Below are 26,636 nucleotides of genomic sequence, written 5' to 3' on the forward strand. Positions count from 1 at the left end.
ATAATCGGCAATTAATCGCGATTAATTTAGCTTAGGTTTCGGAGCAGTGTTCTATATTGAGCAATCATTTACTAACGAAGTGATTGCTCAACAATCAAGCTTAACTGCAAAAAGTTGCACTTAAATCGTAGTTATATGCGAATCTTGTCTTAACTTCTGGGTCAAGATCACATTAAAAACCCTATAAAATATATAGTATTGCGCTGATTCTTTGAGGACAGTGATGAATACAAGTATAAAAAAACTAGTCAGCCAATTTCTATGTACCATCTTTGCCCTAGGACTAGTCCCTGCCCTCTACATTAACTCTGAATTTGACAGGGTTGAAGCTCAGCACACGCTAAATATCCAACAGTCCAGCCAGAACCAGATCGAATACAGCTTTCATGAACTCGCTGTTATTGTTGAGCAAATCTCTAACTCTGTTCCGTCAATCGCCGACTCTCAAACACTACTCCGAGCGATTCGAGAACCTTCTATTATCCATAAAGAAACCCTGCAAGATCTTTGGGTGATGTTAGCTCGTGGCCAAAAATACTATTCCCAGCTTCGTTATCTCGATCTAGCCGGCAACGAAGTGTTCCGCGTTAACTACAAAGACGGTCGAGCCACTGTCGTCCCCGAGAACGAACTGCAGAACAAATCTTCTCGAGATTACTACCAGATGCTTCAGAAATTAGAGATTGGCGATGTCAGATCCAGAGGCATTGACCTAGAAATGGAAAATGGAGAAATCATCCACCCGTTAACGCCGGCGCTTCGCATTATGACGCCAGTCGCTGAAGGGAATCGAATTATTGGTTACTTCATTGCAAATCTAAACATGCTAGAGATTTACAACCGCCTTCATTACCAAATTGGAGACTCAGATGCAGTCCCGGTCATTCTAAACAAAACTGGTCATGTCATCATGGGCCCTGACCCAGCTGAATCATTTGGGCATGTGATTGAATCACGTTCAGACAAGACATACGCAAAGCTATACCCAGAGCTTTGGAAAGACATTCAAGACAACTCTTCGTCTAGCTATTTCGATGGTAAGAACTGGTATTTCCACTCGGACATCAGCCCAAAGATAAAGCAGTTTGCAGGCCCTATTTACATGGTTCTTCACATTGAGAATCAGCATTTCAGCAGTCAATACCGACAAGAAAAACAAGCGATTGTCGTTCAGATCATCACCTTGTCTTTCTTGATTTCGATGATCTCCGCTGGCTTTGTATTGTGGAACAGTAACCACAAGAAGAACAGTATCGATAGTCAACTGGCTAAAGCCGCGATGAATGGTATGTCTGCCTTAGTGATTACCGACAGAAACAACCGTATCATCAAGGTAAACCAAGAATTCACCCGTGTTAGTGGCTACGAGTTAGAAGACGTAAAAGGCCGCCAACCATCCATGTTTGCCTCTGGTCGCTACAACGAAGAGTTCTACATCAAGATGTGGAGCATAATCACTAAGACTGGGGTATGGGAAGGCGAAGTGGTCAATCGCCGTAAAGACGGATCTTTGATCACGGAAATATTGCGAATCCAAACCATTAAAGACTCGAAAGACGTGATTCAGTTTTATGTCGCTTCATTTGTGGATATCAGTAAACACAAAGAGCTAGAAAACAAACTGAGAAACCTGAGCGAAAAAGATGCCTTAGCTGGGTGTTGGAACCGCCGTAAGTTCGATCTTGAGCTGAGAGATGAGTGCTCTCGTGTGAATCGATACCCTACTCGCGAACACTCTTGCTTAGCGATCTTGGACATAGACTATTTCAAACGCATTAACGACAGATTTGGTCACGATTATGGTGATCGCGTCATTCAAACCGTTGCTGAGGTATTACAACGTGAGTGTCGAGAAACTGATTTTGTGGCTCGCATTGGTGGTGAAGAATTTGGCGTTATTCTGCCTCATACCACAACTGAAGAAGCTGAATATGTGCTTAACAGATTGAGAATCGCAGTCAATATTGAGCTCGACAACGTGGTGACGGTCAGTGGCGGAATCACCAACCTGACCAACGACCCTACTCTCAACTACAAGTGTGCGGATTTAGCACTCTATGAAGCCAAAGCCGCAGGTCGAAACAGTGTTTGCCTGTTCCTAGACAGCGAAATGAGCGAAATCGCCTAACAGAAAATCAGTATTGTTCCGCTAGGCTATCAGTTTGGCGGTTTAACAACCCAATCCTTTCAATCAGCTTGGTGCTGGATAGAACTCTAACTTTTTCCCTTCTACCACCAGAATACAATCCATGTTCGCAGCATGAGCAGCCTGCTTACCTAAGTTCGTATCTTCAAACACAACACACTGCTTTGGCTGTAATCCCATACCAAAACACGCATCTAAGAAAGTATCCGGATTTGGTTTGTGATTCTTAACGTCTGTTGCTGTCACGAGAATATCGAGCTTACTCAAGATCTCTGTCTTATCCAGTAACTGTTCGGCACTTTTACGTTGACTGCCCGTTCCGACTGCAATCTTCTTGTTACCCAGATGCTCTAACAACAGAGAGTGAGTACAAGGGATAACGTCTCCTTTGTCTTCGATAGCCGCAAACGACGCCATTTTAAACGTAGAAACCGCTTGTGGGTCGAGCGATAAACCGTATTTGCTGTTCACCTCACCGGCTATCTTATAACTCGGCATGCCACCTAAGCTATGCAGCCAAGACGCTTCAAAATGAAAGCCAAACTCTTCAGCCGTTCGCTCCCACGCCTTTACATGTGCAGGCATTGTATCGATCAACGTACCGTCCATATCAAAGATTAATCCTTCATATGCCGTTAAATCTATTTTCATCACTACTACCACTCTTAAATAAAGTTACTGATACCATAACCAATATTCAGTATCATGGCGCCATATTACCGTTCAAAATGGATGTTTATGTTACAAATATCTAACTCTGTTTCGATTCAAGACTGGGAACTCCAGTTAACAGCGATCAGAGCACAAGGAGCCGGCGGTCAGAACGTCAATAAAGTATCGAGCGCGATACATTTACGTTTTGATATCAAGCACTCTACCCTACCTGACTTCTATAAAGAAAAGCTCCTCGCACACAAAGATAGCCGCATCACCAAAGACGGTGTGATTATCATTAAAGCGCAACAGTATAGAACTCAGGAACAAAACCGAGATGATGCTTTAGTGCGCTTGAAAGAATTGATCTTGGAAGCGACAAAGGTTCAAAAAGTAAGACGAGCAACTAAGCCGACGCGTGGCTCTCAGAAAAGACGTTTAGAAAGCAAAAAACAAAGAAGCACCACCAAACAGCTGCGTGGAAGAGTGAGCTGATGGCTTCATGCCCTCAGAGAACACATTACCCTAGAAGTATCTGTCAATTTGACTAACGAATCGATCTATTACGCTGTTTATTTGAAAGAAAGACTACTGCTTCTTTTTGACCGACAAAATCAGCTTGATCAACAACAGGCGCTCTTCGCTGGTCAGCAGACGACTGACCGCAGCTACATCTTCCGCTGTTACTTGTGATGCGCCAACAATATCAAGCACCACATCCAAATCCGTCACTTTTAAGGTTCTAGTGATTGAACGATACTGAGACATCTTGATGTCCGCCTCTCCACGTTCAATCCTTTGATAGGTTTTTAAGCTCATTCCTGCACTCGAGGCTAACTTTTCTTGAGACAAGTTGGCTTGTTTCCTACGCTCAATCAGCGCCAATATTATGGGTTCTTGTGACATAAGCTCATCCTCAAAAGACAGTTATGTCCTAAATTCAGCAAGAAGCAGACCATATTGACTTGTGATGGTTTACATAAGCCATCAAAGGCATATTATTCGCTTGATAAAACCGTTACGTTTCATAAACCTTCACACTGATATCAGTTGTGAACGTACAGGCTAGGTAACTTGAGTATTCAAGTGTTGGGAAATTAGAAAAATTGCAAATTGCGAATAAGAAAGACGTCATATTGGAAATTGCGAATCGTTATAAATTGTCATTTCCTTGCATTAAGCACGCATTAGAAACGGACAATGCCCGCTCCGAAATTATTGCAGTGCAGCATAGGCTACTCACTTACAAAGAAGTGCTGCTGCACGGAAGTATGTTGGAAGAGAAAGAATTGAAGCAGGCCTTTTCTGCTCTGAACCAAAATGAAAAAGGTGTCGCACAAGGCGGTATTCAAAGCATCAACGACGCAGTTAAAGAGATGGATGTGATTGTCGAAAGGTACAGTAGAAAAGCGTCTACTGAATTCTGTGCCTAATCCTCTGAACGGCTTAAACAAACAAAACAAAAACGGCCAGTCATAGTTGAATGACTGGCCGTTTGTTTAGCTAACATGAAGACGTGGGTATCTAACAAGACATCGCTCTTCTAAACCTACCGAGTAACATCAACGCGCCTAGCACGCCAAACGACAAACTGCCTCCACTGCCGCCTGAACCAGATGAAGTCCGTGCATTCACATAAGCCGTTCGCTTAGCTTCTGTTGCTGAAATTTGAACGGTTTCAGAACTATCTATCACACCACTAGTTACATCTGTAATCCAATCTCTGTAGTCATAGATTTCAGTGAATACCGAAGTTACTCTTGAGCTGCCACCACACGTTTCAGGACCAAAGCTGGTAATCCCTACTTGTCTGTAAACCGAACCATCCTTCCAGTAGACAGGACCTCCAGAGTCACCTTGACAAGTGCCACCGTACAAGCCAGAAGTAGCCACATCTCCAACGAAACAAATTTGATTCTCTGTTAACTCATTGCCAGCAGCAAATACCGTTTTACAAGTCGCATTGTCTACATAATTGAGGTTTGCTTTTTGTAGCAAAGTGGTTCCGTCGAAACCAGTGCGTGTATCACCATGGCCCACAGCGGTAAACGCCTCAGAAGAACTGCGATAACCATCCGAACTAGGACGCTTTACAACATCATTGATTGAGTCGATATTCAGTGCGCTTTCTAACTTAAGTATTGCAACGTCATTGCGTAATAGGTCGCTCAACGCATTTGAATAATCGCTGCGATAGTAAACCTCAGATACACGAGCTTTTTGGATGTTACCGTTGGGAAACTGAGAAGTATCTTCAATTTGAGGGACGACAACAGTAAACAACTGCCCTTCTTCATTACCGTATATACAATGCGCTGCGGTTAGAATATGCGTTGGATCTAAAATTGTTGCACCACAGTAAGGGCCTGTTGAATAAACACCGTCATAATCAATACGATCAATGAACAAGCTTGCCATCGAAGGAAATTCCGTGACTGAAGCGTCGCTACCATTCACAATATAGGGTGTTACACCCACATCAGGAGTACTTTCGTCCGTGTTTTCCGTTGCCATAACACTTGATGTGTAAATTAATGGCGCTAAAAGCCCTAAAACGGCTTTACGAACTGGACTCATTGTATGATTCACATTCATAGTTAACTCCTTGTAACCCCTACTACTTATTTACAAAATTGATGAATAGACACCATAACACGTACTGACCATCATTATAGTAAGTATTTGTAACGATATTGCCACATCTCTCAATTTATAGACGAATTTAACAACCTGACTTCAATTGTTCTATTCTGCCTTGTATACGTTTCAAAAAACAAAAAAGCCTACCGTTAAACATCCCTAAAAAGAGAAGCTAACAATAGGCTTTCGTTATAGTTTGTGTTTTCTCTTAAAAGAGATTAGCCACGGTAGTAACGTTGAGGTACGAATGGCATTTTTTCTACTGTCATTGGTAGCTTCTTACCACGAACTTCAGCAAATACTTCTGTACCGATAGCCGCTAGATCAGTGCGCACGTATGCCATTGAAACAGGTTTACCCGCGTTAGGACCCGCAGTGCCACTCGTTACCACACCTACTTTGTTTCCTTCCGCATCGAACAGTTCAGCACCTTCACGTACAGGCGCTTTAGTTTGACCCACTAGACCAACACGCTTGCGTTGAACGTCTTTAGTTGCGATTTGTTCAAGGATGATATCAGCACCGGGGAAACCGCCAGCACGCTCACCGTCAGTACGACGCACTTTTTGAATGCCCCATAGAAGGCTAGCTTCTACTGGAGTCGTTGTTGTATCTAAGTCGTGACCGTACAGACATAGGCCACACTCAAGACGAAGTGAATCACGTGCGCCAAGGCCAATCCACTCTACTTCAGCTTCTGCCGTTAGTTTACGAGCTAGTGCTTCAGCGTGATCGTTCGGTACTGAGATTTCATAGCCATCTTCACCTGTGTAACCACTGCGGCTCACAATGCACTCTACGCCGTCGATATCGACTTTTTGAACATCCATGAACAGCATGTCTGCAACGCTTGGTTGGAAACGAGCAAGAACTTCAGACGCTTTAGGGCCTTGAAGTGCTAATAGAGCGCGGTCATCAATCACTTCCATTTCTACATCTGCAGGAAGGTGAGCCGTTAGGTGGTCGATATCTTGTGTTTTACAAGCCGCGTTCACAACAATAAATAGGTGATCGCCAAGGTTAGCAACCATAAGATCATCCATGATGCCGCCCTGTTCATTAGTAAAGAACGCGTAGCGCTGCTTACCAGAAGGCAGGTCGATAATATCTACTGGAACCAGAGATTCTAAAACAGCGGCTGCATTTTCACCGTGTAGACGCAGTTGCCCCATGTGAGAAACATCAAAAAGACCAGCAGCGTTACGAGTGTGTAAGTGCTCTTTCTTTACACCCAGTGGATACTGAACTGGCATGTCGTAGCCAGCAAAAGGAACCATTTTTGCACCGACTTCAACGTGAAGCGCATGCAGAGGTGTTTTTAGTAGGTCTTGATTAGCGTGTTCTTGAGTCATTTTATTCTCCATGAAGCGTTGCAGGCTTTCCAAATCGAATCTGCCGCTTATATCTCTATTTAGAGTCGCCTCTAACGATATGGGTTAACGTTAGAAACAGTAGATAGTAAAAAGTGATGTCTTCTATATAGGCTTTTATTACTAGCGATATAAAAAGAGGCTTCTGTATAAAAGCTATACGACTCACTTTCTAAGAATTCACTTCAGTAAACTTCAATCAACATGAGTAAACCGTGTTCACTATAGTAAACAAGCCTGAGTCAGTTTTACACCCTTAACAAGATTAAAACAGCTCAAAATGTGACATTTAACAATTTAAAAACAATTTTCAATCGCATACAAAAACGCGATATTGATGCTTTTCACACCAATATCGCGTCTTTTGGCAAACGTTAGAAACAAAAGCAAACGTTTGCATTCACTATAAGAAATTCTAACTTTGTTAACTTATTTTGCAGTCACCCACAAAATCAGTGCATCTTCTGTACTAGTAGAAATCAACATATGCCCCATGTTGGCGTCGTAATACATGCTGTCACCTTCGCTCATGGGTACCGGCTCATAGAATTCTGAGTAGAACATCACATCACCAGAGATCACCATCAAGAACTCTTCACCATCGTGGCGAACCCAATCGTTATACTCTTCAAAGGTGCGTGCTCTCACTCGGCTCTTGAACGGCATCATCTTCTTATTCGAAAGTTCTGTCGCCAGCAGTTCATGCTCGTAAGTCGGAGTTGGGTGAGGTTTACCCTGGCCTGCTTTAGTTAAGTCACGACGTCCTGTGGCAACTTTTTTTCTTGGCGGCTCAAAGAGTTGCGGCATATCGATTTGCAAACCCATAGCCAATTTCTGCATCGCTTGGAACGTCGGTGAGATTTGTTCGTTCTCAATTTTACTCAGCGTTGAACGTGCCAAACCAGTGCGTTGGCTCGCCTCTTCTAACGTAATGCCCAGCTTGCTGCGGATATCTTTAATACGCTGGCCGAGCCTAAGTGGTTCGATATTCTGATCTAACGTCTCTTTAGCCAACGTTAAAGATGGGTACTCATCATAAATGTCTTCTGACATAGGTCCCTCATTTATTTCTTACTTCCTGTCTATTAATTTCATTGTTGCATGAAGCGCTTTGTTGATTAAAGAGCACACAGGAAAATAAAGCGTGCTCCCTGTAGCAAAATGAGAAAAACTGTTTCCTATTGGAAATTTTTGTTGAAAATTGATTTTATCGGAGCTATGTTATCGACTTGTTAGATGAAGAGATGCTACTTCAGCTTGCAGCAAGTGATAGATTTAACATTTGTAAGAGCTGTTTTTTACCCGAAATTTTTGGGAACCAATTCGTGCTGCATTGACCCTACAACGATCGCTTTGACGCTATGGTCGTATAAATAAGAAGCAACGCACTATTTATACACCTATATAACGCAAACGATACCGATGCAGAAATCAACGTAAGACCTAATGGACTATAAAAACAATCACCATTAGCTTAATGAAAGGTCTCGACAATGAACGCTTATCAAAACCATAGCTTAGACAGTTTTTTCTCTACGAACCTATCTGCGACTGACGACGCAGTATTTGCTGGAATCCAAGCAGAGAACACTCGTCAAAACGAACAAATCGAACTTATTGCTTCTGAGAACATCGTTTCTAAAGCAGTAATGCAAGCTCAAGGCACTTGCCTTACCAACAAATACGCAGAAGGCTACCCAGGCCGTCGTTACTACGGTGGTTGTGAGCACGTAGATACAGTAGAAGCTATCGCAATCGAACGCGCTAAGCAGCTGTTCAAATGTGAATACGTAAACGTACAGCCTCACTCTGGCGCTCAAGCGAACGGCGCAGTTAAACTTGCCCTACTTCAACCTGGCGACACTATCCTAGGTATGTCTCTAGACGCTGGTGGTCACCTTACACACGGTGCGCGCCCTGCAATGTCTGGTAAGTGGTTCAACGCAGTTCAATATGGCGTAGACCGCGACACACTTGAAATCGATTACGAAGCGGTTCGCGCTTTAGCAATTGAAAGCCAACCTAAAATGATTATTGCTGGTGGTAGTGCTATCCCACGCGTTATTGATTTCGCTAAGTTCCGAGAAATCGCTGACGAAGTTGGCGCTATCCTAATGGTCGATATGGCACACATCGCGGGTCTTATCGCGACAGGTGCTCACCCTAGCCCACTACCACACGCACACGTTGTGACTACAACAACGCACAAAACACTTCGTGGCCCACGCGGCGGCATGATTCTGACTAACCACGAAGACATCAACAAAAAGATCAACTCTGCAGTGTTCCCTGGCCTTCAAGGTGGCCCATTAATGCACGTTATCGCGGCTAAAGCAGTGGCGTTTGGCGAGGCACTTGGCCCAGAATTTAATACTTATATTGATTCAGTGATCGACAACGCAAAAGTTCTTGCTGAAGTGTTGCAAACTCGCGGTTGTGACATTGTGACTGGCGGAACGGACACGCACCTAATGCTGGTTGACCTTCGTCCTAAGGGCTTGAAAGGTAACGTAACTGAAGAAGCATTAGAGCGTGCTGGGATCACATGTAACAAAAATGGCATACCATTCGACTCAGAGAAGCCTATGATTACTTCGGGTATTCGTTTAGGTACGCCAGCTGGAACCAGTCGTGGTTTTGGCACTGAAGAATTCAAACTTATCGGTGAATGGATCGGTGATGTTCTTGATGGCTTAGTTGAAAGCCCTGAAGGCAACGCTGAAGTTGAGCAACGTGTTCGCAAGCAAGTTAAAGAGCTTTGCAAACGCTTCCCTCTTTACCGTTAATCCGTTTTTAAGATTTAAATTAAAACCTCATAAATTTTTGGAGAATAAGCAATGGACAATACACTTAAGTTTGCAGACAGCCACGAGTGGGTAAAAGACAACGGTGACGGTACTGTAACTATCGGTATCTCTGAGCACGCTCAAGAGATGCTAGGTGACGTTGTGTTTGTTGACCTGCCTGACACTGAAGACGAAATTGAAGCTGGCGAAAGCTTCTCTCTAGTTGAGTCAGTTAAAGCTGCTTCTGATATCTACGCGCCAATCTCTGGTGAAATCGTAGAAATCAACGAAGAACTAGAAGATAGCCCAGAGCTAATCAACGAAGAACCTTATGAAGGTGGTTGGATTGTTAAAGTGAAGATGTCTGATGCGTCTGAACTAAACAACCTTAAAGATGCGGAAGAATACCTAAGCTCTATCGAAGAAGACTAATAGGTAACCTCATTACGATAAAGCTGCTCTTGTGAGCAGCTTAATTTTAGGGGCTAGCTCACGGCTCCAGAGAGAAAGTAGAACGATATCATGACTGAATTACTTCAAAGCCAATTACTGAAAGACTTGGGTACACAAAACGAGTTTGTTGCTCGTCATAACGGCCCAAATAAAGCAGACCAGCAAAAAATGCTTGAAGCGATCAACGCGACTAGCCTAGACGCACTGATCGACGAAACGGTTCCTGCACAAATCCGTCTTGAAAAACCAATGACACTTGCTGCGCCACTGAGCGAAATGGACATGCTGACCTCTCTAAAAGAGATCGCTAACCTAAACCAAGTGAAACGTACTTTCATTGGCCAAGGCTACTACAACACATTCACTCCAAACGTTATTCTACGTAACGTTTTAGAGAACCCAGGCTGGTACACAGCTTACACACCATACCAACCAGAGATTTCTCAAGGTCGTCTTGAAGCTCTACTGAATTACCAACAAATGGTAATGGACCTTACAGGTATGGAAATCGCGAACGCGTCTCTTCTTGACGAAGCGACAGCGGCTGGCGAAGCAATGACACTGTGTAAGCGTGCTGGTAAAAGCAAGAGCAAAGTATTCTTCGTTGCTGACGATGTTCACCCTCAAACACTAGAAGTTGTTAAAACTCGTGCTGAGTACATCGGTTTTGAAGTAATGGTTGGCGCTCTTGAAACACTTCCAGAGCAAGACGTATTTGGTGCATTAGTTCAATACCCTGGTACAACGGGCGAAGTTCGTGACCTAACAGACATCATTGCGAAAGCTCAAGCAAACAAAACTCTAGTAACCGTTGCTACTGACCTACTCGCATCTGCTCTACTTAAGCCTGCTGGCGAAATGGGCGCAGACGTAGTTATCGGCAGCGCACAACGTTTCGGTGTTCCTATGGGTTACGGCGGTCCACACGCTGCATTCATGGGTACTCGTGAAAAGCATAAGCGTACAATGCCAGGTCGCGTAATCGGTGTTTCGATCGATACGCACGGTAACCAAGCGCTACGTATGGCGATGCAAACTCGTGAGCAACACATCCGCCGCGAAAAAGCGACATCGAACATCTGTACAGCTCAAGCACTTCTAGCAAACATGGCGTCTTTCTACGCGGTTTACCACGGTGCAGAAGGCCTTCGTACTATTGCTCGTCGTACACACCACATGACAGCTATCCTAGCGGCTGGCCTGACTAAAGCGGGTTACGAGCTAACGAACAACAGCTTCTTTGATACCATCACGCTGAACACAGAAGACAAGACAGATGCACTGTACGCAAAAGCGCAAGCAGCAGACATCAACCTTCGTCGACTTGTTGGTAAAATCGGTATCAGCTTAGATGAAACAACCACAGTCGACGACGTGAATGCCCTATTCGCTATCTTCGACGTAAAAGAAGACGTTCAAGCGCTATCTTCTGACATTGCATCAAATGAGTTTGCGGCAATTCCAGAAAACTGTCGTCGTGAATCAGAGTTCCTAACTCACCCAGTGTTCAACACGCACCACAGCGAAACGCAAATGATGCGTTACCTAAAACAGCTTGAGAACAAAGACTTCTCACTAACGCACGGCATGATCCCACTGGGCAGCTGTACGATGAAGCTGAACGCTGCTGCTGAGATGATTCCAGTAACATGGCCTGAGTTTGGTTCAATTCACCCATTCGCACCTCTAGAGCAAGCTGCTGGTTACACGGCACTAGCAAAAGATCTTAAAGAGAAGCTATGTGAAATCACCGGTTACGACGATTTCTCACTACAGCCTAACTCTGGTGCATCTGGCGAATACGCGGGTTTAATCGCGATTCAACGTTACCACGCAAGCCGCGGTGAAGCTCACCGTAACGTTTGTCTGATTCCAAGCTCTGCGCACGGTACTAACCCTGCAACAGCATCAATGGTTTCAATGAAGGTAGTGGTTGTTAAGTGTGATGAAGATGGCAACATCGACATGACAGACCTAGCAGCGAAAATCGAGAAGCACAAAGAAAACCTATCAAGCATCATGATCACTTACCCTTCTACGCACGGCGTATACGAAGAGCAAGTGAAAGAAGTGTGTGAACAAGTACACGCAGCGGGCGGTCAAGTTTACCTAGACGGCGCGAACATGAACGCTCAAGTAGGTCTAACTTCACCTGGCTTCATCGGTTCAGACGTATCTCACTTGAACCTACACAAAACATTCTGTATCCCACACGGTGGTGGCGGTCCGGGTATGGGTCCTATCGGTGTTAAATCGCACCTAGCGCCTTTCCTACCAGGTCACATCGAAAACGGTGTACAAGGTTCTGACTACGCGGTATCAGCAGCAGATTTAGGCAGTGCTTCAATTCTACCTATCTCTTGGGCTTACATCGCGATGATGGGCGAACCTGGCCTAACAGACGCAACTAAAGTAGCGATTCTGAACGCGAACTACGTGATGGAGAAACTACGTCCTCACTACCCTGTTCTTTACCGTGGCACTAACGGCCGCGTAGCGCACGAATGTATTATCGATATTCGTCCACTTAAAGAAGACACAGGCATCAGCGAAGAAGATATTGCTAAGCGTCTAATGGACTTCGGTTTCCACGCGCCTACTATGTCTTTCCCAGTAGCTGGCACACTAATGGTAGAGCCAACTGAATCAGAAGATTTAGAAGAGCTAGACCGTTTCTGTGAAGCGATGATCGCAATCCGTCACGAAATGGCAGCAGTGAAAGCGGGTGAATGGCCACTAGATAACAACCCTCTAGTGAACGCACCGCACACACAAGTTGACCTTTCAGGCGCAGAATGGGATCGCCCTTACTCTCGCGAACTGGCTTGCTTCCCATCGAAAGCAACGAAGAACTCGAAGTACTGGCCTACAGTTAACCGTGTAGACAACGTATACGGCGACCGTAACCTAATCTGTTCTTGCCCAAGCATCGACAACTACGAAGACTAATTCGTAGCGGCGCTAAGCAGTGAAACATAACAAAAGGCGAACCAAATGGTTCGCCTTTTTGTTTTCTGAAATTCGACGTAAACAAATGCATTGGCATTACTGATCACAGATAACCAAGTTGGAAACTGTGATAACCGAGTTGGAAACTAACTTGAAAACAAAAGGCGAACCATTTGGTTCGCCTTTTCTCTTTGCACAGTTTTTAGTCTAATATGGTGTCATATTTTCGATGCTTGGAACTCAGCTATGACTAACGTTAAATCAAGGAAAACTCGGAAAGCTTACACTCCAGAGGAAGCTGCTCTTTTCGCTAAAGCAGCTAACGCAGCAGCAAAACAAGTTGAATGCAACCAACACAAAAAACCTAACCATGTGGTAAATGAAGATGCGTTAAAAGCCAACAGTAAAATACGTAGATAATGTGATAAGAAGCAATCTGAGTGACATTAAACCAATACTCATGAGGACTCTCCTGCACTACTTAGTTGATAAAATGAATGCAAGACTAATCTTAGTACCAACCACCATGCATAAATAGATGAAATTGATGAAGCTGAATCGTCACTTAATAAACCGTGCGCGACCTCATTTCTTAAATTCGCCCCTAGAGAGTCCGTAAAAATGCTACCTATCTCAAAGCATAAATCCTCTCCAAAAACTTCAACCGCTTCTGGTAACTCCATCAATGTGCTCAGGCCATTTTCATTTTCTATGCCATTACGATCAATATTACTAGTATGAGCACCAACTTCTTTAAGCTTAGTACGTACGATGTGCTCAACTTGCGGACAAAGTAAATGGATAGCTACTCCAAAATCATACTCAAAGCCAAACCATAGTGCGTTACCAAGAAGCTGTTCTCGTCCCTCAGGAACAATTGGTGATTGATAACAGAGACTGACCATTAGTTCTTTCGTAACTCTATATTCCATAAGTATCTGTTGCAAAGCAGGGATAATTTTACCTTCGACAACAAATTGCATCTCTATATCAAAGTGTTGTTGAACTTGTCGATTCACAACTGCTTGGTTTGCAGGGTCATCCTCACCTGAATGTAGATTTAGAGGAGGCGTTATTCCGACAACTCTCCCATCAGTGCTCATGTGTGTCGAACCAAAAAGGCTACCAATAACGCTCGTTCGCATCGCCTCTTGGGCATTTGATTCCAAGATACGTTTATTGGGGCCAGAGTATAGTCCAACAAAATACAACAGTGCTCTCTCTAAAGTCTGTTTCCCTGAAACATGAGCTTTAGATGCAACTACGTCATCCGAAATATCTACAGCAGGGGAGCGAATCACACCCATTTCATCTAATGATGCTCTCCCAGATTCAGATATTTTCGTTCTAATTCGTTTTATTGTATTACTAACGTCATATTCGTCACGAAACTTAGTAGGAACAAGCCTATAGGCTTGAACGGCATTTTCAAATAACGAATTCGCAACCATACTACTTTCTTCCAAGCGCATATCGGCTTCATTCTCATAACTCGCAGCTAAAGCAACCAAAGAGTCCAGCCAAGCTCTTTCATCACCAGATTGCTTGTATTTTTGAGATGCCAGTTCGAAGTACGATCTAGCAGCAGGAAAATCGGAAGATCCAGATAAAGTTTTACCGCAGTCAAATAGCTTAGTAGCAATGTCATCCAAAAATTCAGAATCAATTTTCAAGCAATCCATCAACTTTGAAAGCCATAACGTCATGAATTTGTTCGCTGGATGTTCTAGGTGAAACGCATTTATGAGTTGATTTTTAATTCCATCTAAACGGTCAAAATCTCTGATCTGCATACATAATCTAGCAGCACGTTCCCAACATTCCTTTACCCCTCGATTCCAGCTTTCTGCGTCAATTCCATGAGAGATATATACATCAACTGCAAGTCTTGCATGTTCTGGATTCCTTGGTTTTTTACAAAGCCATAGAAGATCTAATAACCTAGACTTTAACCACGGTTCCGCAACGTCACTCAAAATTTCTTCAAGAAAAGTTAATTCTTCCTCAGTAAAGTCTTCTGGCATAGCTGAACGCCTGCCTCTTTCAAAGTCTTGAAAATATGGTTTAAAAGGCTCATTTACACTATGTGGAACTAGCATCATAGATGCAGAGCGACTTAACAAGTTAAGTACTCGGGCTTGGTCTGAATAACCTAGCTTAGCTTTTTCTCTCTCTAGTGCTGTTAAGCTTTGCATTATAGATGAGTACCCGTAGTGCTCATCAATGGTTAGTTCGTAAGTCCATGCACAGTCAATAAATGCATTGCAACTATATGGTTGACTTGAGTTGTTCACTACGTGACTTCCCATCGATTCGTTAGGTCTTTCGCGACGAATATGACGGGTGTTCTCACACCTTTGCTTTCTATTCATAGCTTCAAGTTTACGTGTACGTTTTCTTTTTACATCCCGTCTTCGCTTAATGTTACTAACGGGTCTCTTAATAAGTTTACCCATAACTCAACTATGGCCTCTTACGCACAGCGGAATGCAGAGAAAAACCAGCCCACGACTTGCGGAGCAAAACTTTCTTGACTCTGCTAAGCAGTTTCTTTCTCTTGATCAAAATTAAAAGTGCTTTGTTGATCTGGTAAATTTAGCAATTCACACAACAAATCATCTTTTTCCAATCCTTCATAGCGGTTTTCAACTGTTTCTCTTAGAGCAAACAACCTTGCCTCTGCGGTTCTAATCAATTCACCGTAAGTCATTGCACGTATTTCACCATCTAAAGATTCTGGATTGTCACCAACACTTTGATAGCTACTCGTTCGTGAATTAATCGTATCGCCAACAACATAGGCTTTTATGAATGGTTTATTTGATCCTACTCCCGCATGTAGAATATCTTCTACATAGCACTTAGCCTGATGCATTTCATCTCGACCTATTTCAAATCCACCTTTCTTCAATTCGATAATAAGCACTTTTTGGGTTTTCTTAATTTCCCCTTCAAAGCCCTCTAGACCTAATGCGCTAATTGTCGAGCGTTCTCCGACTACGATATCTGGTCTCTTTCGGGGATTCTCAAACTGCTTTGCTTCGAAATCTCTTTTAAAAACCGTTTGCATCGTTTTTACTAACCCTTTGTTGCTTGCATATTCGGGAGTATCAAACTCTGGGCCAAAAACCCATCTAGCCTTTTCGATCAACGGATGGAGTGTATGAAGCTCATCTACAGTCTTATCGCTGGATAATCGACTTATTGCTTCAATAACTTTTAGTCTTGAATCTATCTCAGAAAGAATTTCCATTGCGTCGCTCACACTCCACTCTTCCAAAAACTGATTAAGCGCGACAGTATCAGTCATTGAAATATGGGTTAGCTTGTAGAGCAACGATACTCCTGAGCGAGACTTTTCAAGGTTTAAAGCAGCTCTGAAGGCTAACTCTAGTAACTCAATCTTGATGTCAGGACTTTCTTCCAATATTTGATCGATGAATGCATATAACTCTTGTCGCGCTAACGTGGGTAAATCCTTTATTTCTCGCTTATGGTGATTTATTACTTCTCTTTTTCTGCTTTCAATTTGTTGACGAGAAACTTCAAGATATGTTGCCTTTACGAAGTTAGAAATCTGATCTGCTATAAGCTCGACAGTAGAAAAGTCTGATTTGAAACCTGACCAGTCAGGATGAACATAATCAAACAGGTCTTCTGATTCAGCAATTAATGTATACCTTTTAGCAAAAGATTTTCTCCCATCCATTACTTGGTGTCCGCTTATTGACCATGAAGGGTCTCCCAATAACCTGCCTCCAAGCCAAAATGAAACACCGTGTTGACCAGCAGTGCGAGAAGTAGCAGATGAATCAACTAATGTCAGCTTAATACTGATGTTCGGCATTGGCGTTATTGTTGTCTCTTTAACATAGCCTGGGTGTTCAGCTAACTGTACTTGTTTACCATTTATTTCTACTACAAATTCAGGATTAAACAAAAATCGAGCCGATATGATATTTCTAATGTCTTCTACATCAGGCAAATTCTTTTCTACTAGCACCTTGATCTTTGTGCCATGCCCTTCTTTGTCTGAATATGACTCGTTAACAACTTGTATTGGTTGGGAACCAGAAGCTATTCTTAACTCATAGATATTAGATGTACCGTCTCTCCAGGTTTCGACTTCGTAACCATCATTGAAACAAAGCCCAGCATGACGACCGACTCCATTTCTACCAAACGCATGGCGTCGCTTCGATAACTTTGCTCCACTTGGTACATCTACAAACCGCCCTTGGTGACGATGACGATCGTATCTTAACCTCATCCAGCGGGCTTCAAACTGTTCGTTAGTCATCCCAACCCCATTGTCTTCCACCACTAAATTTTGATTAATCTCAGTTGGAATTATTATCTTAACCCTCGTAGCACCAGCGTCATGAGCATTCGCTATCAATTCAGTAATTGCGACATCTGCTTTAGTCGCAATGGAGCCAATTTCTCTAACCAAGAAATCTTCTTCATAAGTTACGGACTTAACCATCAGTTTTCCAGCCAACAACATTTATCTGAGCATACTCTTTCCTGACTAAGTCTGGCAGGTACGCAAAATTCTATAGTTAAACAACAAACGCACAGTCGTAACCTGCAAGTCCTTGTTCGTATTACAATACACAGTTTACCTATACTGTATGATTTTCATATTCACATATGCGATTATTTTGATAAAGAACACTGAAAGTGATGTCAATTTAATAACAAAGCAGATTCATAAAATGGCGCTAAGTAGTTTTTATACAAAGCTAACGTGCTGGAAAGATCTGATGACAAAATCGTCACTAACTGACTATCCTGACCAACAGTTAAACATGCCCTCAGCCAAAACGTCTCATTACACTCCAAAGGTGCCAGCGCATCAGCCCCTTCAAAGATGACAAGTGTTTTGCGTCTACAATGTTCCAAAGTAGCAACCAGTTCTCGATTCTCTTCTGCTGCGAAAGCAGCTAGGGGGGATTCATAATCATTAAAGTTCAGATTAAAGACATCTATGCCTCTACTCTTAGCTTGGTCTCTACACACATCCAAGTAGCCCTCTGGTGTATGCTCAGTTATCAATGAGCAGATGGTGAGCTCCAGTTCCCATGCCATACTGATAAATCTTTCTGCGCTAACCATAACCAAGCCTAACTAATCATCACATGTTTGTAATACTAGACTCTTTAAAAAAGATATCTAACTCTGTCGAAAATAAGCAACCAGACCAATAAATTTGCATGTTTTATCAGTTTTTTTAGAGTCAGGGTTCCAAGTGTACGATCCGTGAACAATCCTTTCTTAAAGCAATGAAATATAAAGACATTAGATTCTATATCGATTTATATAAGGAATAATAAATGAGCCTAATGAAAAACTGCAAATTCCATGTATCCCTTCAAATATCACATTGAATTACAAGCTTTTCTAATTCAACTCCCTAAGCTCTAAATCAATTATTTAAGTTATAATAAATCCTTTACTTACAATGACTTAGTTGCAATACCAGTTAGACAAACCCTAGAAAGGCTGCTAACAATATATTAGTAAGTGAGGATTAGGCATATGAAAATAGTTAAGCAACCATACATAACAAACTATGAGCTCAGAAAATTAGAAAAACACTTAAAGAAGATTAAGAATGGTGAGTACGAGCCATATATTACAGTTCGCCGTTCAAATAGTGTCGGTCTATCTCATATTGTTTTCAGTCACAAGACGAAACGCTGCCATCACTTATTCAGCCTAGGTGAGCTTGCTCTATTCTTTCATCTTGAGCACGATCCTGAAGTCTTGGATATACAAGAACAATACCCCTTACCGATAAATGAAACTCTCGAGTGGGCTAAACATCTGAATTATCGACACCCTGCTAAATACAAAGAAAGGGATGGTAAAGATATTCCTGCTGCAACCATGACCACGGATTTCGTTGTCACTTTGTATGATGCGACGAGAGACCAGCTTGGCATTCAGCCGTATAACTATAAACCGAGCTCAGCGCTAAGTACTGAATTTGAGTCTCCCCAAAAAGTCACACGAACCCAACAAAAGTTCAAAATTGAAGAGATGTACTGGGGGCATTACAACCATTATCTAACGCAAATAACAGATGAAGACTTAAATCCCAACAAAACATACAACCTTCAATGGCTTAGAGAGACTTACCATCATGTACGCGAGAGTCAAATCGAAGGCCCACTGTGCGAAGGGATGTTAAACACTCTAACCAAGAGCCTTATAAACGCCCCAGAGAAAACTCTAAAGCAGCATTTGAATCACGCATCATTAGTACATGATGTAACCGAACTTGCTGCGTTGGAGATATTTCAACATCTTGTGTATTCAGGTCAACTAGACGTTGACCTGAATGAGCGCATCGAAGTTTTTCGCCCTGTAATGATGATTTCGCAACACGATGAGAATTAATCAAAAATTGGTCGATGGCAAAAAAGGGCTTGAATATCTTATCGTAGATATTTGCCAAGACCTCGACCTGATTGCTGTCACTCAGCTCAATGTTGAACGACCTAAAAGGCCTCATACGATTATGCTGAGTGATACGTTGAGCCAAGTAGAGCTGGGCAAATGGAAAGTGCTAGAGCATTCCTTTAGCCCTTACCTATACATGTCGGACGAAGAGTTACTGAAGGATAAAAAGCGCAGAAAGTGGTTACAACGCAGAGATAACAGCTTCAACATTATTGCCCCGTTAATCGATAACGACGAACTACGTTACAACTATCTTTTTATCGATAGCAGTTCAATCCTACATCGATTGATAGAAACATCAGGTCGCAGCCGCAGTTATGTAGCAAAAATTTTAAATCGTTACTGGTATTACGGTTCTCACGTCAATGCTCTACTCCCTTTATGGAGAAATTGCGGAACGAATCAGTCTTTACCTGAAGCACCGTCATTTGATCAAAACCCTGAGTTAGGCAAAAGCGGCCCGAAAACCAGATATGGAAGTCCTTATCGCGGAGTCACTCAACAAGACATTAAACATATTCAACGATTTGCTAAAACCATTCCAAACGGTGGCAAAGCTAGGCTGAGTGACCTTTACGATCAGTTTACACGCAAGTTCATGTATGCACGTGTTAAACCAATGATTGAAGAAGCACATGAGATAGCTTTACCTGTTCCAAGGGCCAAACTCATTTCACGAAATGCATTTAAATATCATTTTAAGCAAAACGTAGATCAACTTGAATTGATAAGGAAGGCTGTCGGCACGATCAATTTTCAAAAAGACCACCGAGGCCGTGCAGGCCTTGCTCGACAGGGTGTTCGTGGCCCCACAAGCCGCTATGAAATAGATGCAACAGTCGTTGATCAATACATACGCTACCCCTACGACAAAACCAATCAGTTAGCCACGGGACGCCCTGTGATTTATCTAGTTGTCGATACGTGGTCTGGCATGTTTGTTGGCACCCATGCTTGTTTTCACGGCCCAGATTGGACTGGAGCATCACAAGCCCTTTTCAATGCTTTTACCAACAAAGTCCAGTTTGCTAAACGCTATGGCGTTGAAATTACTGAAAACGAATGGCCGTGCCACCATGTCTGCTCACAGTTAGTCATGGATCGAGGTTCCGAGTATACAGACCGTAACATTGAAAGCATGCTTAAGGGGGAAATTGGCTTATCAATCGCCAGTTTCGCTCCGTATCATCGCGGGGATTGTAAAGGAACTGTCGAGAAAGCGTTTGATATCTTTCATCAAAATGCTGTTCGATTTGTGCCTGGTCAAGTCATGAAAGTGCCCAGCAAGGAAGAGCAACACGCTTCTAGAAAAGCGTCGATGTCCTTCGAAGCATTCATGGAAAAGCTCATAAGGACAATCATTTATACCAATAACAACCGCCTTAGAAAGAACAACCATAACTTCGAGATGTCTCGTGATGATGTTGGTTTCTCTCCTAGAGACTTATATCTCTACGGGCTAGAAGAAATGATGATACCGCCAGGTCAGATACCCGAAGAGCGACTTCGTTTTGCATTGCTACCTGCTGACAAGGCGACTGTGAGAATGGAGGGCGTTTACTTTAAGGGGCTGTATTACTGCGCTAACAAAATCATTCATAAACAGTGGTTAGACAAAGCTCGTAATTTTGGCCGATACACAGTGGAGGTTCGATACGACCAAAATTCAACGAACTTTATTTGGTGTAAAGACCCTGAATCTAACGAACTAATTACTTTAGAACTCACTGACCGCTCTGAAGCGTATCGTAATCAAATTTGGCAATCGACCCTTCATGAAATCGAATTAACCAAACAAAAACAAAGCCTTCATGAAGAACATTCATTCGCTAACAAAATTGAGTTCTTAAACAAACTGGATGAAATCGATAAACAAGCAAAAGCTGACGCTCGATACTTAAAAATCTCGTCAGCAAAGTCTATCCAGACAGGTATCAAAGAACGAAAGAGTATCGTCTCTTCTATTGAACGCAGCAAACAATCTGAACAAATAGCAGCAACGTTAAGTTCCGAAGATAACGCTAGCTTCACTGCTAAAAAGAATACCCAACACTTGGAAACACCTGATTTTTTTGACTTTGATGATGAACAAGATGATAGCTAATTATATACCTCACCCTAACTCTCAGATGGCAAAAAATCCTCTGATTGAAGCGCTTGGAATGCCATTGCTACCTAAACAATTTATCCAGGCAACAACACTATCTCCTGACATGTTGATTGATGTCAGTTCGCTCCCTACTGAGCATCATGGTTACTACACCAGAACATTCATTGATAACCTATCTGAGTGCTATGTTGTTCAGGATGAAGCCCCACGCCTTTATGACACCGTATTTCGCATGATTGAGCGAGGCTATATCTATCGCAATCCTTTGGTGTATGGCGATATTAAACAATTGCAATTTGCCGACTCTATTGAAATACCTGAAGGGCAAGAGCGCACTCTAAAGCAAACAGCAAATCAGCAGAGTTTTTTGGTAGCGGGCCTATCAGGTCGCGGCAAGTCAGCGATGGTTGAAAGCATCTTGTCTGCCATTCCTCAAGTCATTTCACATCAAGAGTACCAAGGACAAAGGTTCATCTACGAACAAATTGTCTGGCTTAAGATCGATATCCCAACGGCTCGCGGACAGCGTGCACTACTCTGGAGGATTCTTGAGTCCATCGATTCGGTAACTGGTGAAAATTATTACGAGTCACATCAGAAAAGCTCAGTTACGGCGCTAATGATTGCGGTTCGTAAGGCGCTACTCATCCATGGTGTTGGGATTATTGTTTTAGATGAAGCTCAGAACCTATCTGAAACTCGACAGTACGAGAAAGTCGGCAACAACGAGAACGCCACACTAAAGTTCGTGGAAGAGTTGTTTAACAAGGTGGGTGTACCTCTATTACTCGTCGGGACACTATCAACACTCAATCTGTTTTCTAAAGAGATGACTGCCGCTAGGCGAATTGGAAAGACAGGGTCGCTAATCTTAGAGCAATGTGATGTTGAAAGTTCGTTTTGGAAACGCTTCATTAAGCAAATGTGCCCGACACAATTACTTAAGAATCAGACGACTGACGTTGATACTCTAACGCGCCATGTTCACTACTTATCAGCAGGGATCCCTGCTATCGCGAGCAGCCTAATAAAGGCCACATTGTCTTATCTGACTTATCTAACACCAAACAATCAAGACCTAAGCATGGCTGCTCTAGACCATGTATTCAAAGAGCAATTTCTCTTGGTCTCAGGCGCATTAACGGCACTAAAGCGTGGTCAATTTTATAAATATGAGGATTGCAATCCTTTATCTCAATTGCACTCGGTTCAACAGGATTTGTTTTCAGAAAGTGGCTCAAATATTGACGGCAACCAAGTCTGTAAGCAATCCCCTAGAAGCTCTCGTTCTGCCCTAAACCTAACTGAGAAAGACCAAGAAATGCTTGAGAGCTTAACTCCTGAAGCCTTACTAGCGCGGGCTAGAAAGTATGAATAACATCTTGTACCTACTACCGAACGAACACCTAAGAAGCTTCCTTAGCCGAGTTCATACTATGTCCCCTTTTGGCACTTTTGCTACTTCAGCAAAACGTGTAGGGCTGGCAAATTTCAGTGCGTCGCCAGTTACAGTCATGTCTGACCTAGACGCCATACTGATGAATATTCTTAATGATGACAATCGTTCGATTTGGCAAATGCATATGCACGGTAACGTCATCGACTCTTTCCTCAACGAGCGAGAGAAACGCGAACTACCATTGTTTCTGGAAGGAAAGCCATATCACATCGACTTTACACAATCCCAAACGGTACATAATCGTTTGTGGCGTTACTGCAAAGACTGTGTTGCTGAAGATTTAGATACTGTTGGTATTTCATATTTTCACCAACAGCACCAACTACAGGGTGTTTTTCACTGCTACAAACACGGAACGAGGCTCATTAATAGCTGTTCTTCATGCAGTTACACTGTAAAGAATCTTAGTCGAATGCAAACCCCAACATTAATCTGTCCGAGCTGCGGTTCCAGCATGACAAGTCAGGGAGCGTATTATGATGAAGCAATGCTGAAAGTCGAACAGCTTATGTTGGCGTTAAACGATCAAACGCTCACCCTACGCCTTGAATCTGTGCAACAAAATACGTTGGCACACATGGGGTTTTCGCTTGAGCAAACTGAAACGTTGGCTTTTAAGAAAGCTTGTAGTGATTGGTACAAAGAGATTTTCATGACTCTAGGGAAAGGTGCTCTTGAGCAGTACTTCTCGAACACGAGGAAAGTAAATGATCACATAATTTCTCCTACTATGAGGACAACACGCCTATTTTTATCGACTTCAACAAACAGATTTAGTCCACCACTGATCTACATTCTCATGCTGGTTGCTACAGGACAGTTATAGACCTATGTACCTGCACGAAATAGCTGGTGAAGCCTTTTATAGCCTTGTTGCGCGACACCACGCAGCCTCACCAAAACGCTCGCTACGCGAAAAAAACCGAGATCTCCTAGGGCGCACAGATGTTCGCATTAACCCCCAGCTTCCTTGCATGCTTGAACAAGTTGCCAAACAGACCTCAATAAACGCGGAAAGGTTGTTGTTTAACGGTACTTGTTTCCCTGTTGTCTGCGCTTGCCTTCAAGATAACAAAAGCAAAGCAACACTTAGATGGCACATGTTGAGCAATGATGGCAGTCACATCGCGGTCTTATCACGTACTACTTCTTCTCGGTTACGGTTTAGCAGCGCACTAAAGTTCTGTCCGCAATGCCTTGAGGACGACACATTGAAATGGGGGCATGGTATTTGGCGTACCGTACATCAGTATTGCGGTATGTTCGTTTGTCCAAAGCATGCTTGTTGGCTGCAATATACACCGACAGATGCCGATGGCCTTAACAAACGCATCGAACTACCACCAACACCTTACGATAGATGTTTCCATGGTTCTGATCTTTGTTTAGAACGAGCATTGAGGTTATCGCAATTCATCGGTAGTTGGCATCGCTATGAATGCGAACATCCATCCGAGCATATTGCTACACCCTCTCACTCATCTTGGATGAGTAAGACCCATTTGTTAACTCCGAAAGGACAGATCAGGCAATCAGAAGCAGTCAATCGTCTACAAGACTTTTGGGCTCCTCTATTTACTGGTGCAAAGCTACTGCCTTCGAAACTATATCAGTTCAATTTCTTAAGGTGCCTTCTCCTAAACGACCACTACAACCATTACATACAGCATGCATTGGTTGGTGCTTTCTTTGCGAAGAACGCCAAGTGTTATCTTCGAAAAACTGATCGGGCCTCAAATTATTGTAGTCGGGAATCTCATAAACCTCGTGTCTATCTATCCCAGTTGACCTCAGGAAATTCACTTCGTTCTGTCGCCAAGGCGACAGGATGTTCGGTTGGCTTTCTGGCAGCCATGGCGCAACGCAATGGGGTCACAATCAAGCATCGATTTAAAAAACTCAACGATGCACTAGTCGACCAAATATTGAGACTCGCTTTTCGCGGGATCCATAGACGAGATATCGCCAAATTATGCGGTGTTAGCGTTGGTACTGTAGAACAGCAAATAAATGCAATGTCAGGATTATCCACATGGAGAAAACGACTCTGGTTCTGCCAAAAACGAAATCAATATCGCCAAAGCCTTAAGTCAATCATTTCCCAAAACCCAACATTAACTCGAACAGAGATTAAAGGTTCGAGCATTTGCTACATGTGGCTATTTCGATATGACAAAGATTGGCTGAACCAGCACTTACCAAAGCGAGAGCCTGCTAAGTTCCATCAATCTATTGATTGGAATCAGGAAGATAAAAAGCTGGCTAAACAAATTAAGCAACACGTAAAGAAGGCTAATTCGGTGTCACACGTCGAAAGACAAGTGAGCTCACAACACTCGTTAATCAAAAACAGAAAACGCCTACCCCTTTCGATTAGGCAAGCGGAAAAAATCGTCACAAAATCCAAAGATTAGGAACAATTACTATGAAATTTCTCGGTACATTCAAACAAATTTTCGAGGCACACGAAGTTAAACCTCACTTACGTGACATCGCGATGTTTGTGACTCTTAATAATACAAGGCTCTATCCGAGAGAGCAGTTTGATGAAAATGGAGACATTCATCCGTACCTAGCACCACGTCTTGGCCTGATTAAGATCATCAAACAAGAAAACGCAGTTAAGTGGTTCTTTACAGATAGAACTTATAAAGTTCGGGATTACAAAGTGGGCCCTGCCAACAGAGATTACATTAAGAATAGGTTTAAGTATGACCTAAAATTTGTAGATCAATTCGAGCAAGATCAGAGCTTTGTCACAGCTAGCCCTGAAGCACTACTCCGAAAAAATGACGACGGGAAGTTGTTTAGTATTTACTGTGAATACATGCTCACTGTAAATAACGTCATCTTGGAGACTAAAGAGTTCACACTTGTTGAAATGTGGGGATTTTTAATGGAAGTCGGTCGTATTTACTCCCAGACGGAAGCGAATAAAGAGAAGCGAAGACGCCACCGAGAAGTTATCGCTGAATGTAACAAATTGGAAGATGACCAAGACTCAAACGACGAAAATGAACCGTATGATGATCAACGTAATGATCGCTGTGAGGAGAGCTTATGAATAAGCTCGCAACTAAGCGATTAAAAGCTATTGTCTCGCTTCTCAACGACCTAGAACTAATTTCTCAAAAGGAATTACCCGAAGAGCAGCACAACGCTCTTTGTATCAATGTGAACGGCTGGAGGTACTACCCGTCCTTTCAGTTCGATGAGAATTTTAACCTTATAGATAACCTCAGAAACAATCTTAGTCTCATGCGAGAAGGCCGAGACGACACTGATATTCTAATTTGGATGGTCTCCGAGAAATCGGTATTGGTGGAGCGAGCAGTTGCTCCACCAGCATTAGTTTCGAAGTACCTAGATAACGGCGACTTAGAGGGCTACGAGAGATTGGTCTCAGCAGAAGCGCGAAGCCATAAATGCGTAACCGCCAAACCCTTTGACTTAATTGATGACCCGTTGTTTGAGGTGTTTATTGAGGACTGGTTGAAGCCAGATGAACGGCAAGTCTCATTTAAGTATCTAAAATATGAGGGGTACTCTTAATCAGATCTAAGCATTTTCAATTGACTACATTAGCAACAGGCACCAATAT

22 protein-coding genes are annotated in these 26,636 nt (G+C 42.8%); 14 read left to right on the top strand and 8 right to left on the bottom strand.

The genetic code is table 11. The features are described from left to right. Positions 1-223: 223 nt before the first annotated feature. A complete protein-coding gene (locus tag AB4503_RS11320) occupies positions 224-2,128 on the top strand; it encodes a GGDEF domain-containing protein (RefSeq protein WP_102331910.1) in 1,905 nt (634 codons plus the stop codon). A 63-nt stretch (positions 2,129-2,191) separates the two neighbouring features. On the opposite strand, the gene AB4503_RS11325 is transcribed toward AB4503_RS11320, so the two are convergent. Beyond that, complete coding sequence (locus AB4503_RS11325; protein ID WP_372114656.1) at positions 2,192-2,797, bottom strand: beta-phosphoglucomutase family hydrolase; 606 nt, start codon at positions 2,795-2,797, stop codon at positions 2,192-2,194. A gap of 87 nt (positions 2,798-2,884) precedes the next feature. On the opposite strand from AB4503_RS11325, the gene arfB reads away from it, so the two are divergent. Next, complete coding sequence (arfB, locus tag AB4503_RS11330) at positions 2,885-3,295, top strand: alternative ribosome rescue aminoacyl-tRNA hydrolase ArfB (RefSeq protein WP_017059842.1); 411 nt, start codon at positions 2,885-2,887, stop codon at positions 3,293-3,295. A 93-nt stretch (positions 3,296-3,388) separates the two neighbouring features. On the opposite strand, the gene AB4503_RS11335 is transcribed toward arfB, so the two are convergent. Further along, the gene (locus AB4503_RS11335; protein ID WP_017059843.1) at positions 3,389-3,706 is read right to left on the bottom strand and encodes a helix-turn-helix transcriptional regulator; all 318 of its coding nucleotides are present in this window, start codon (positions 3,704-3,706) and stop codon (positions 3,389-3,391) included. 200 nt (positions 3,707-3,906) lie between these two features. On the opposite strand from AB4503_RS11335, the gene AB4503_RS11340 reads away from it, so the two are divergent. Further along, positions 3,907-4,233, top strand: a complete 327-nt coding sequence (locus AB4503_RS11340) for a hypothetical protein (RefSeq protein ID WP_372114658.1) — start codon at positions 3,907-3,909, stop codon at positions 4,231-4,233. A gap of 91 nt (positions 4,234-4,324) precedes the next feature. On the opposite strand, the gene AB4503_RS11345 is transcribed toward AB4503_RS11340, so the two are convergent. From AB4503_RS11345 to AB4503_RS11355, 3 genes are all read right to left on the bottom strand, one after another. Next, complete coding sequence (locus AB4503_RS11345) at positions 4,325-5,395, bottom strand: trypsin-like serine protease (protein ID WP_372114660.1); 1,071 nt, start codon at positions 5,393-5,395, stop codon at positions 4,325-4,327. Positions 5,396-5,658: 263 nt separating this feature from the next. Further along, on the bottom strand, positions 5,659-6,792 hold the full coding sequence (gene gcvT / locus AB4503_RS11350) for a glycine cleavage system aminomethyltransferase GcvT (protein ID WP_372114662.1): 1,134 nt from the start codon (positions 6,790-6,792) through the stop codon (positions 5,659-5,661). 447 nt (positions 6,793-7,239) lie between these two features. Further along, positions 7,240-7,863 carry a helix-turn-helix domain-containing protein gene (locus AB4503_RS11355; protein ID WP_017059847.1) on the bottom strand — a complete coding sequence of 208 codons (624 nt, stop codon included), beginning with the start codon at positions 7,861-7,863 and terminating at the stop codon, positions 7,240-7,242. A 440-nt stretch (positions 7,864-8,303) separates the two neighbouring features. Here AB4503_RS11355 and AB4503_RS11360 point away from each other — a divergent pair, with 440 nt between their 5' ends. From AB4503_RS11360 to AB4503_RS11375, 4 genes are all read left to right on the top strand, one after another. Next, positions 8,304-9,596 (top strand): serine hydroxymethyltransferase, encoded by a 1,293-nt coding sequence (locus AB4503_RS11360; RefSeq protein ID WP_017064653.1) that lies wholly within the window; start codon positions 8,304-8,306, stop codon positions 9,594-9,596. A 51-nt stretch (positions 9,597-9,647) separates the two neighbouring features. Next, a complete protein-coding gene (gene gcvH, locus AB4503_RS11365) occupies positions 9,648-10,028 on the top strand; it encodes a glycine cleavage system protein GcvH (RefSeq protein WP_017067508.1) in 381 nt (126 codons plus the stop codon). Positions 10,029-10,118: 90 nt separating this feature from the next. After that, positions 10,119-12,998 (top strand): aminomethyl-transferring glycine dehydrogenase, encoded by a 2,880-nt coding sequence (gene gcvP, locus AB4503_RS11370; RefSeq protein ID WP_372114664.1) that lies wholly within the window; start codon positions 10,119-10,121, stop codon positions 12,996-12,998. 246 nt (positions 12,999-13,244) lie between these two features. After that, positions 13,245-13,418 carry a hypothetical protein gene (locus AB4503_RS11375; protein WP_319557163.1) on the top strand — a complete coding sequence of 58 codons (174 nt, stop codon included), beginning with the start codon at positions 13,245-13,247 and terminating at the stop codon, positions 13,416-13,418. Positions 13,419-13,456: 38 nt separating this feature from the next. Here AB4503_RS11375 and AB4503_RS11380 read toward each other — a convergent pair whose 3' ends face one another. The 3 genes from AB4503_RS11380 to AB4503_RS11390 form a co-directional block, all read right to left on the bottom strand. Further along, positions 13,457-15,193 (bottom strand): DUF4209 domain-containing protein, encoded by a 1,737-nt coding sequence (locus tag AB4503_RS11380; RefSeq protein ID WP_372114666.1) that lies wholly within the window; start codon positions 15,191-15,193, stop codon positions 13,457-13,459. A gap of 344 nt (positions 15,194-15,537) precedes the next feature. Next, on the bottom strand, positions 15,538-17,484 hold the full coding sequence (locus AB4503_RS11385) for an ATP-binding protein (RefSeq protein WP_372114668.1): 1,947 nt from the start codon (positions 17,482-17,484) through the stop codon (positions 15,538-15,540). 203 nt (positions 17,485-17,687) lie between these two features. After that, positions 17,688-18,116: a hypothetical protein gene (locus AB4503_RS11390; protein WP_372114669.1), complete on the bottom strand. Its 429-nt coding sequence runs from the start codon at positions 18,114-18,116 to the stop codon at positions 17,688-17,690. Positions 18,117-18,539: 423 nt separating this feature from the next. Here AB4503_RS11390 and AB4503_RS11395 point away from each other — a divergent pair, with 423 nt between their 5' ends. The 7 genes from AB4503_RS11395 to AB4503_RS11425 are packed head-to-tail and all read left to right on the top strand — an operon-like array spanning position 18,540 to position 26,587. Further along, a complete protein-coding gene (locus AB4503_RS11395; RefSeq protein WP_199449471.1) occupies positions 18,540-19,403 on the top strand; it encodes a TnsA endonuclease N-terminal domain-containing protein in 864 nt (287 codons plus the stop codon). Then, positions 19,393-21,570: a Mu transposase C-terminal domain-containing protein gene (locus AB4503_RS11400; RefSeq protein WP_372114672.1), complete on the top strand. Its 2,178-nt coding sequence runs from the start codon at positions 19,393-19,395 to the stop codon at positions 21,568-21,570. Before AB4503_RS11395 ends, AB4503_RS11400 begins: the two co-directional genes overlap by 11 nt. After that, positions 21,560-22,954: an ATP-binding protein gene (locus AB4503_RS11405; RefSeq protein WP_372114674.1), complete on the top strand. Its 1,395-nt coding sequence runs from the start codon at positions 21,560-21,562 to the stop codon at positions 22,952-22,954. Before AB4503_RS11400 ends, AB4503_RS11405 begins: the two co-directional genes overlap by 11 nt. After that, complete coding sequence (locus AB4503_RS11410; protein WP_372114675.1) at positions 22,947-23,861, top strand: TniQ family protein; 915 nt, start codon at positions 22,947-22,949, stop codon at positions 23,859-23,861. Before AB4503_RS11405 ends, AB4503_RS11410 begins: the two co-directional genes overlap by 8 nt. Positions 23,862-23,865: 4 nt before the next feature. Beyond that, positions 23,866-25,449 carry a TnsD family Tn7-like transposition protein gene (locus tag AB4503_RS11415; RefSeq protein ID WP_372114677.1) on the top strand — a complete coding sequence of 528 codons (1,584 nt, stop codon included), beginning with the start codon at positions 23,866-23,868 and terminating at the stop codon, positions 25,447-25,449. Positions 25,450-25,460: 11 nt separating this feature from the next. Continuing rightward, complete coding sequence (locus AB4503_RS11420; protein ID WP_372114679.1) at positions 25,461-26,099, top strand: hypothetical protein; 639 nt, start codon at positions 25,461-25,463, stop codon at positions 26,097-26,099. Then, positions 26,096-26,587 carry a hypothetical protein gene (locus AB4503_RS11425; RefSeq protein WP_372114680.1) on the top strand — a complete coding sequence of 164 codons (492 nt, stop codon included), beginning with the start codon at positions 26,096-26,098 and terminating at the stop codon, positions 26,585-26,587. The genes AB4503_RS11420 and AB4503_RS11425 overlap by 4 nt, the downstream gene beginning before the upstream one ends. Positions 26,588-26,636: the final 49 nt, after the last annotated feature.

It is taken from the genome of Vibrio sp. 10N.222.55.B11 (assembly GCF_041473705.1).
In the GTDB taxonomy this organism is placed as follows: Bacteria; Pseudomonadota; Gammaproteobacteria; order Enterobacterales; family Vibrionaceae; genus Vibrio; species Vibrio crassostreae_C.

Excerpts from the sequence above, each read along its gene's own strand:
- AB4503_RS11320 (WP_102331910.1), top strand. The coding sequence starts at position 224 with ATGAATACAAGTATAAAAAAACTAGTCAGCCAATTTCTATGTACCATC.
- AB4503_RS11325 (WP_372114656.1), bottom strand. The coding sequence starts at position 2,797 with ATGAAAATAGATTTAACGGCATATGAAGGATTAATCTTTGATATGGAC.
- arfB (WP_017059842.1), top strand. The coding sequence starts at position 2,885 with ATGTTACAAATATCTAACTCTGTTTCGATTCAAGACTGGGAACTCCAG.
- AB4503_RS11335 (WP_017059843.1), bottom strand. The coding sequence starts at position 3,706 with ATGTCACAAGAACCCATAATATTGGCGCTGATTGAGCGTAGGAAACAA.
- AB4503_RS11345 (WP_372114660.1), bottom strand. The coding sequence starts at position 5,395 with ATGAATGTGAATCATACAATGAGTCCAGTTCGTAAAGCCGTTTTAGGG.
- gcvT (WP_372114662.1), bottom strand. The coding sequence starts at position 6,792 with ATGACTCAAGAACACGCTAATCAAGACCTACTAAAAACACCTCTGCAT.
- AB4503_RS11355 (WP_017059847.1), bottom strand. The coding sequence starts at position 7,863 with ATGTCAGAAGACATTTATGATGAGTACCCATCTTTAACGTTGGCTAAA.
- AB4503_RS11360 (WP_017064653.1), top strand. The coding sequence starts at position 8,304 with ATGAACGCTTATCAAAACCATAGCTTAGACAGTTTTTTCTCTACGAAC.
- gcvH (WP_017067508.1), top strand. The coding sequence starts at position 9,648 with ATGGACAATACACTTAAGTTTGCAGACAGCCACGAGTGGGTAAAAGAC.
- gcvP (WP_372114664.1), top strand. The coding sequence starts at position 10,119 with ATGACTGAATTACTTCAAAGCCAATTACTGAAAGACTTGGGTACACAA.
- AB4503_RS11375 (WP_319557163.1), top strand. The coding sequence starts at position 13,245 with ATGACTAACGTTAAATCAAGGAAAACTCGGAAAGCTTACACTCCAGAG.
- AB4503_RS11380 (WP_372114666.1), bottom strand. The coding sequence starts at position 15,193 with ATGCAAAGCTTAACAGCACTAGAGAGAGAAAAAGCTAAGCTAGGTTAT.
- AB4503_RS11385 (WP_372114668.1), bottom strand. The coding sequence starts at position 17,484 with ATGGTTAAGTCCGTAACTTATGAAGAAGATTTCTTGGTTAGAGAAATT.
- AB4503_RS11390 (WP_372114669.1), bottom strand. The coding sequence starts at position 18,116 with ATGGTTAGCGCAGAAAGATTTATCAGTATGGCATGGGAACTGGAGCTC.
- AB4503_RS11395 (WP_199449471.1), top strand. The coding sequence starts at position 18,540 with ATGAAAATAGTTAAGCAACCATACATAACAAACTATGAGCTCAGAAAA.
- AB4503_RS11400 (WP_372114672.1), top strand. The coding sequence starts at position 19,393 with ATGAGAATTAATCAAAAATTGGTCGATGGCAAAAAAGGGCTTGAATAT.
- AB4503_RS11405 (WP_372114674.1), top strand. The coding sequence starts at position 21,560 with ATGATAGCTAATTATATACCTCACCCTAACTCTCAGATGGCAAAAAAT.
- AB4503_RS11410 (WP_372114675.1), top strand. The coding sequence starts at position 22,947 with ATGAATAACATCTTGTACCTACTACCGAACGAACACCTAAGAAGCTTC.
- AB4503_RS11415 (WP_372114677.1), top strand. The coding sequence starts at position 23,866 with ATGTACCTGCACGAAATAGCTGGTGAAGCCTTTTATAGCCTTGTTGCG.
- AB4503_RS11420 (WP_372114679.1), top strand. The coding sequence starts at position 25,461 with ATGAAATTTCTCGGTACATTCAAACAAATTTTCGAGGCACACGAAGTT.
- AB4503_RS11425 (WP_372114680.1), top strand. The coding sequence starts at position 26,096 with ATGAATAAGCTCGCAACTAAGCGATTAAAAGCTATTGTCTCGCTTCTC.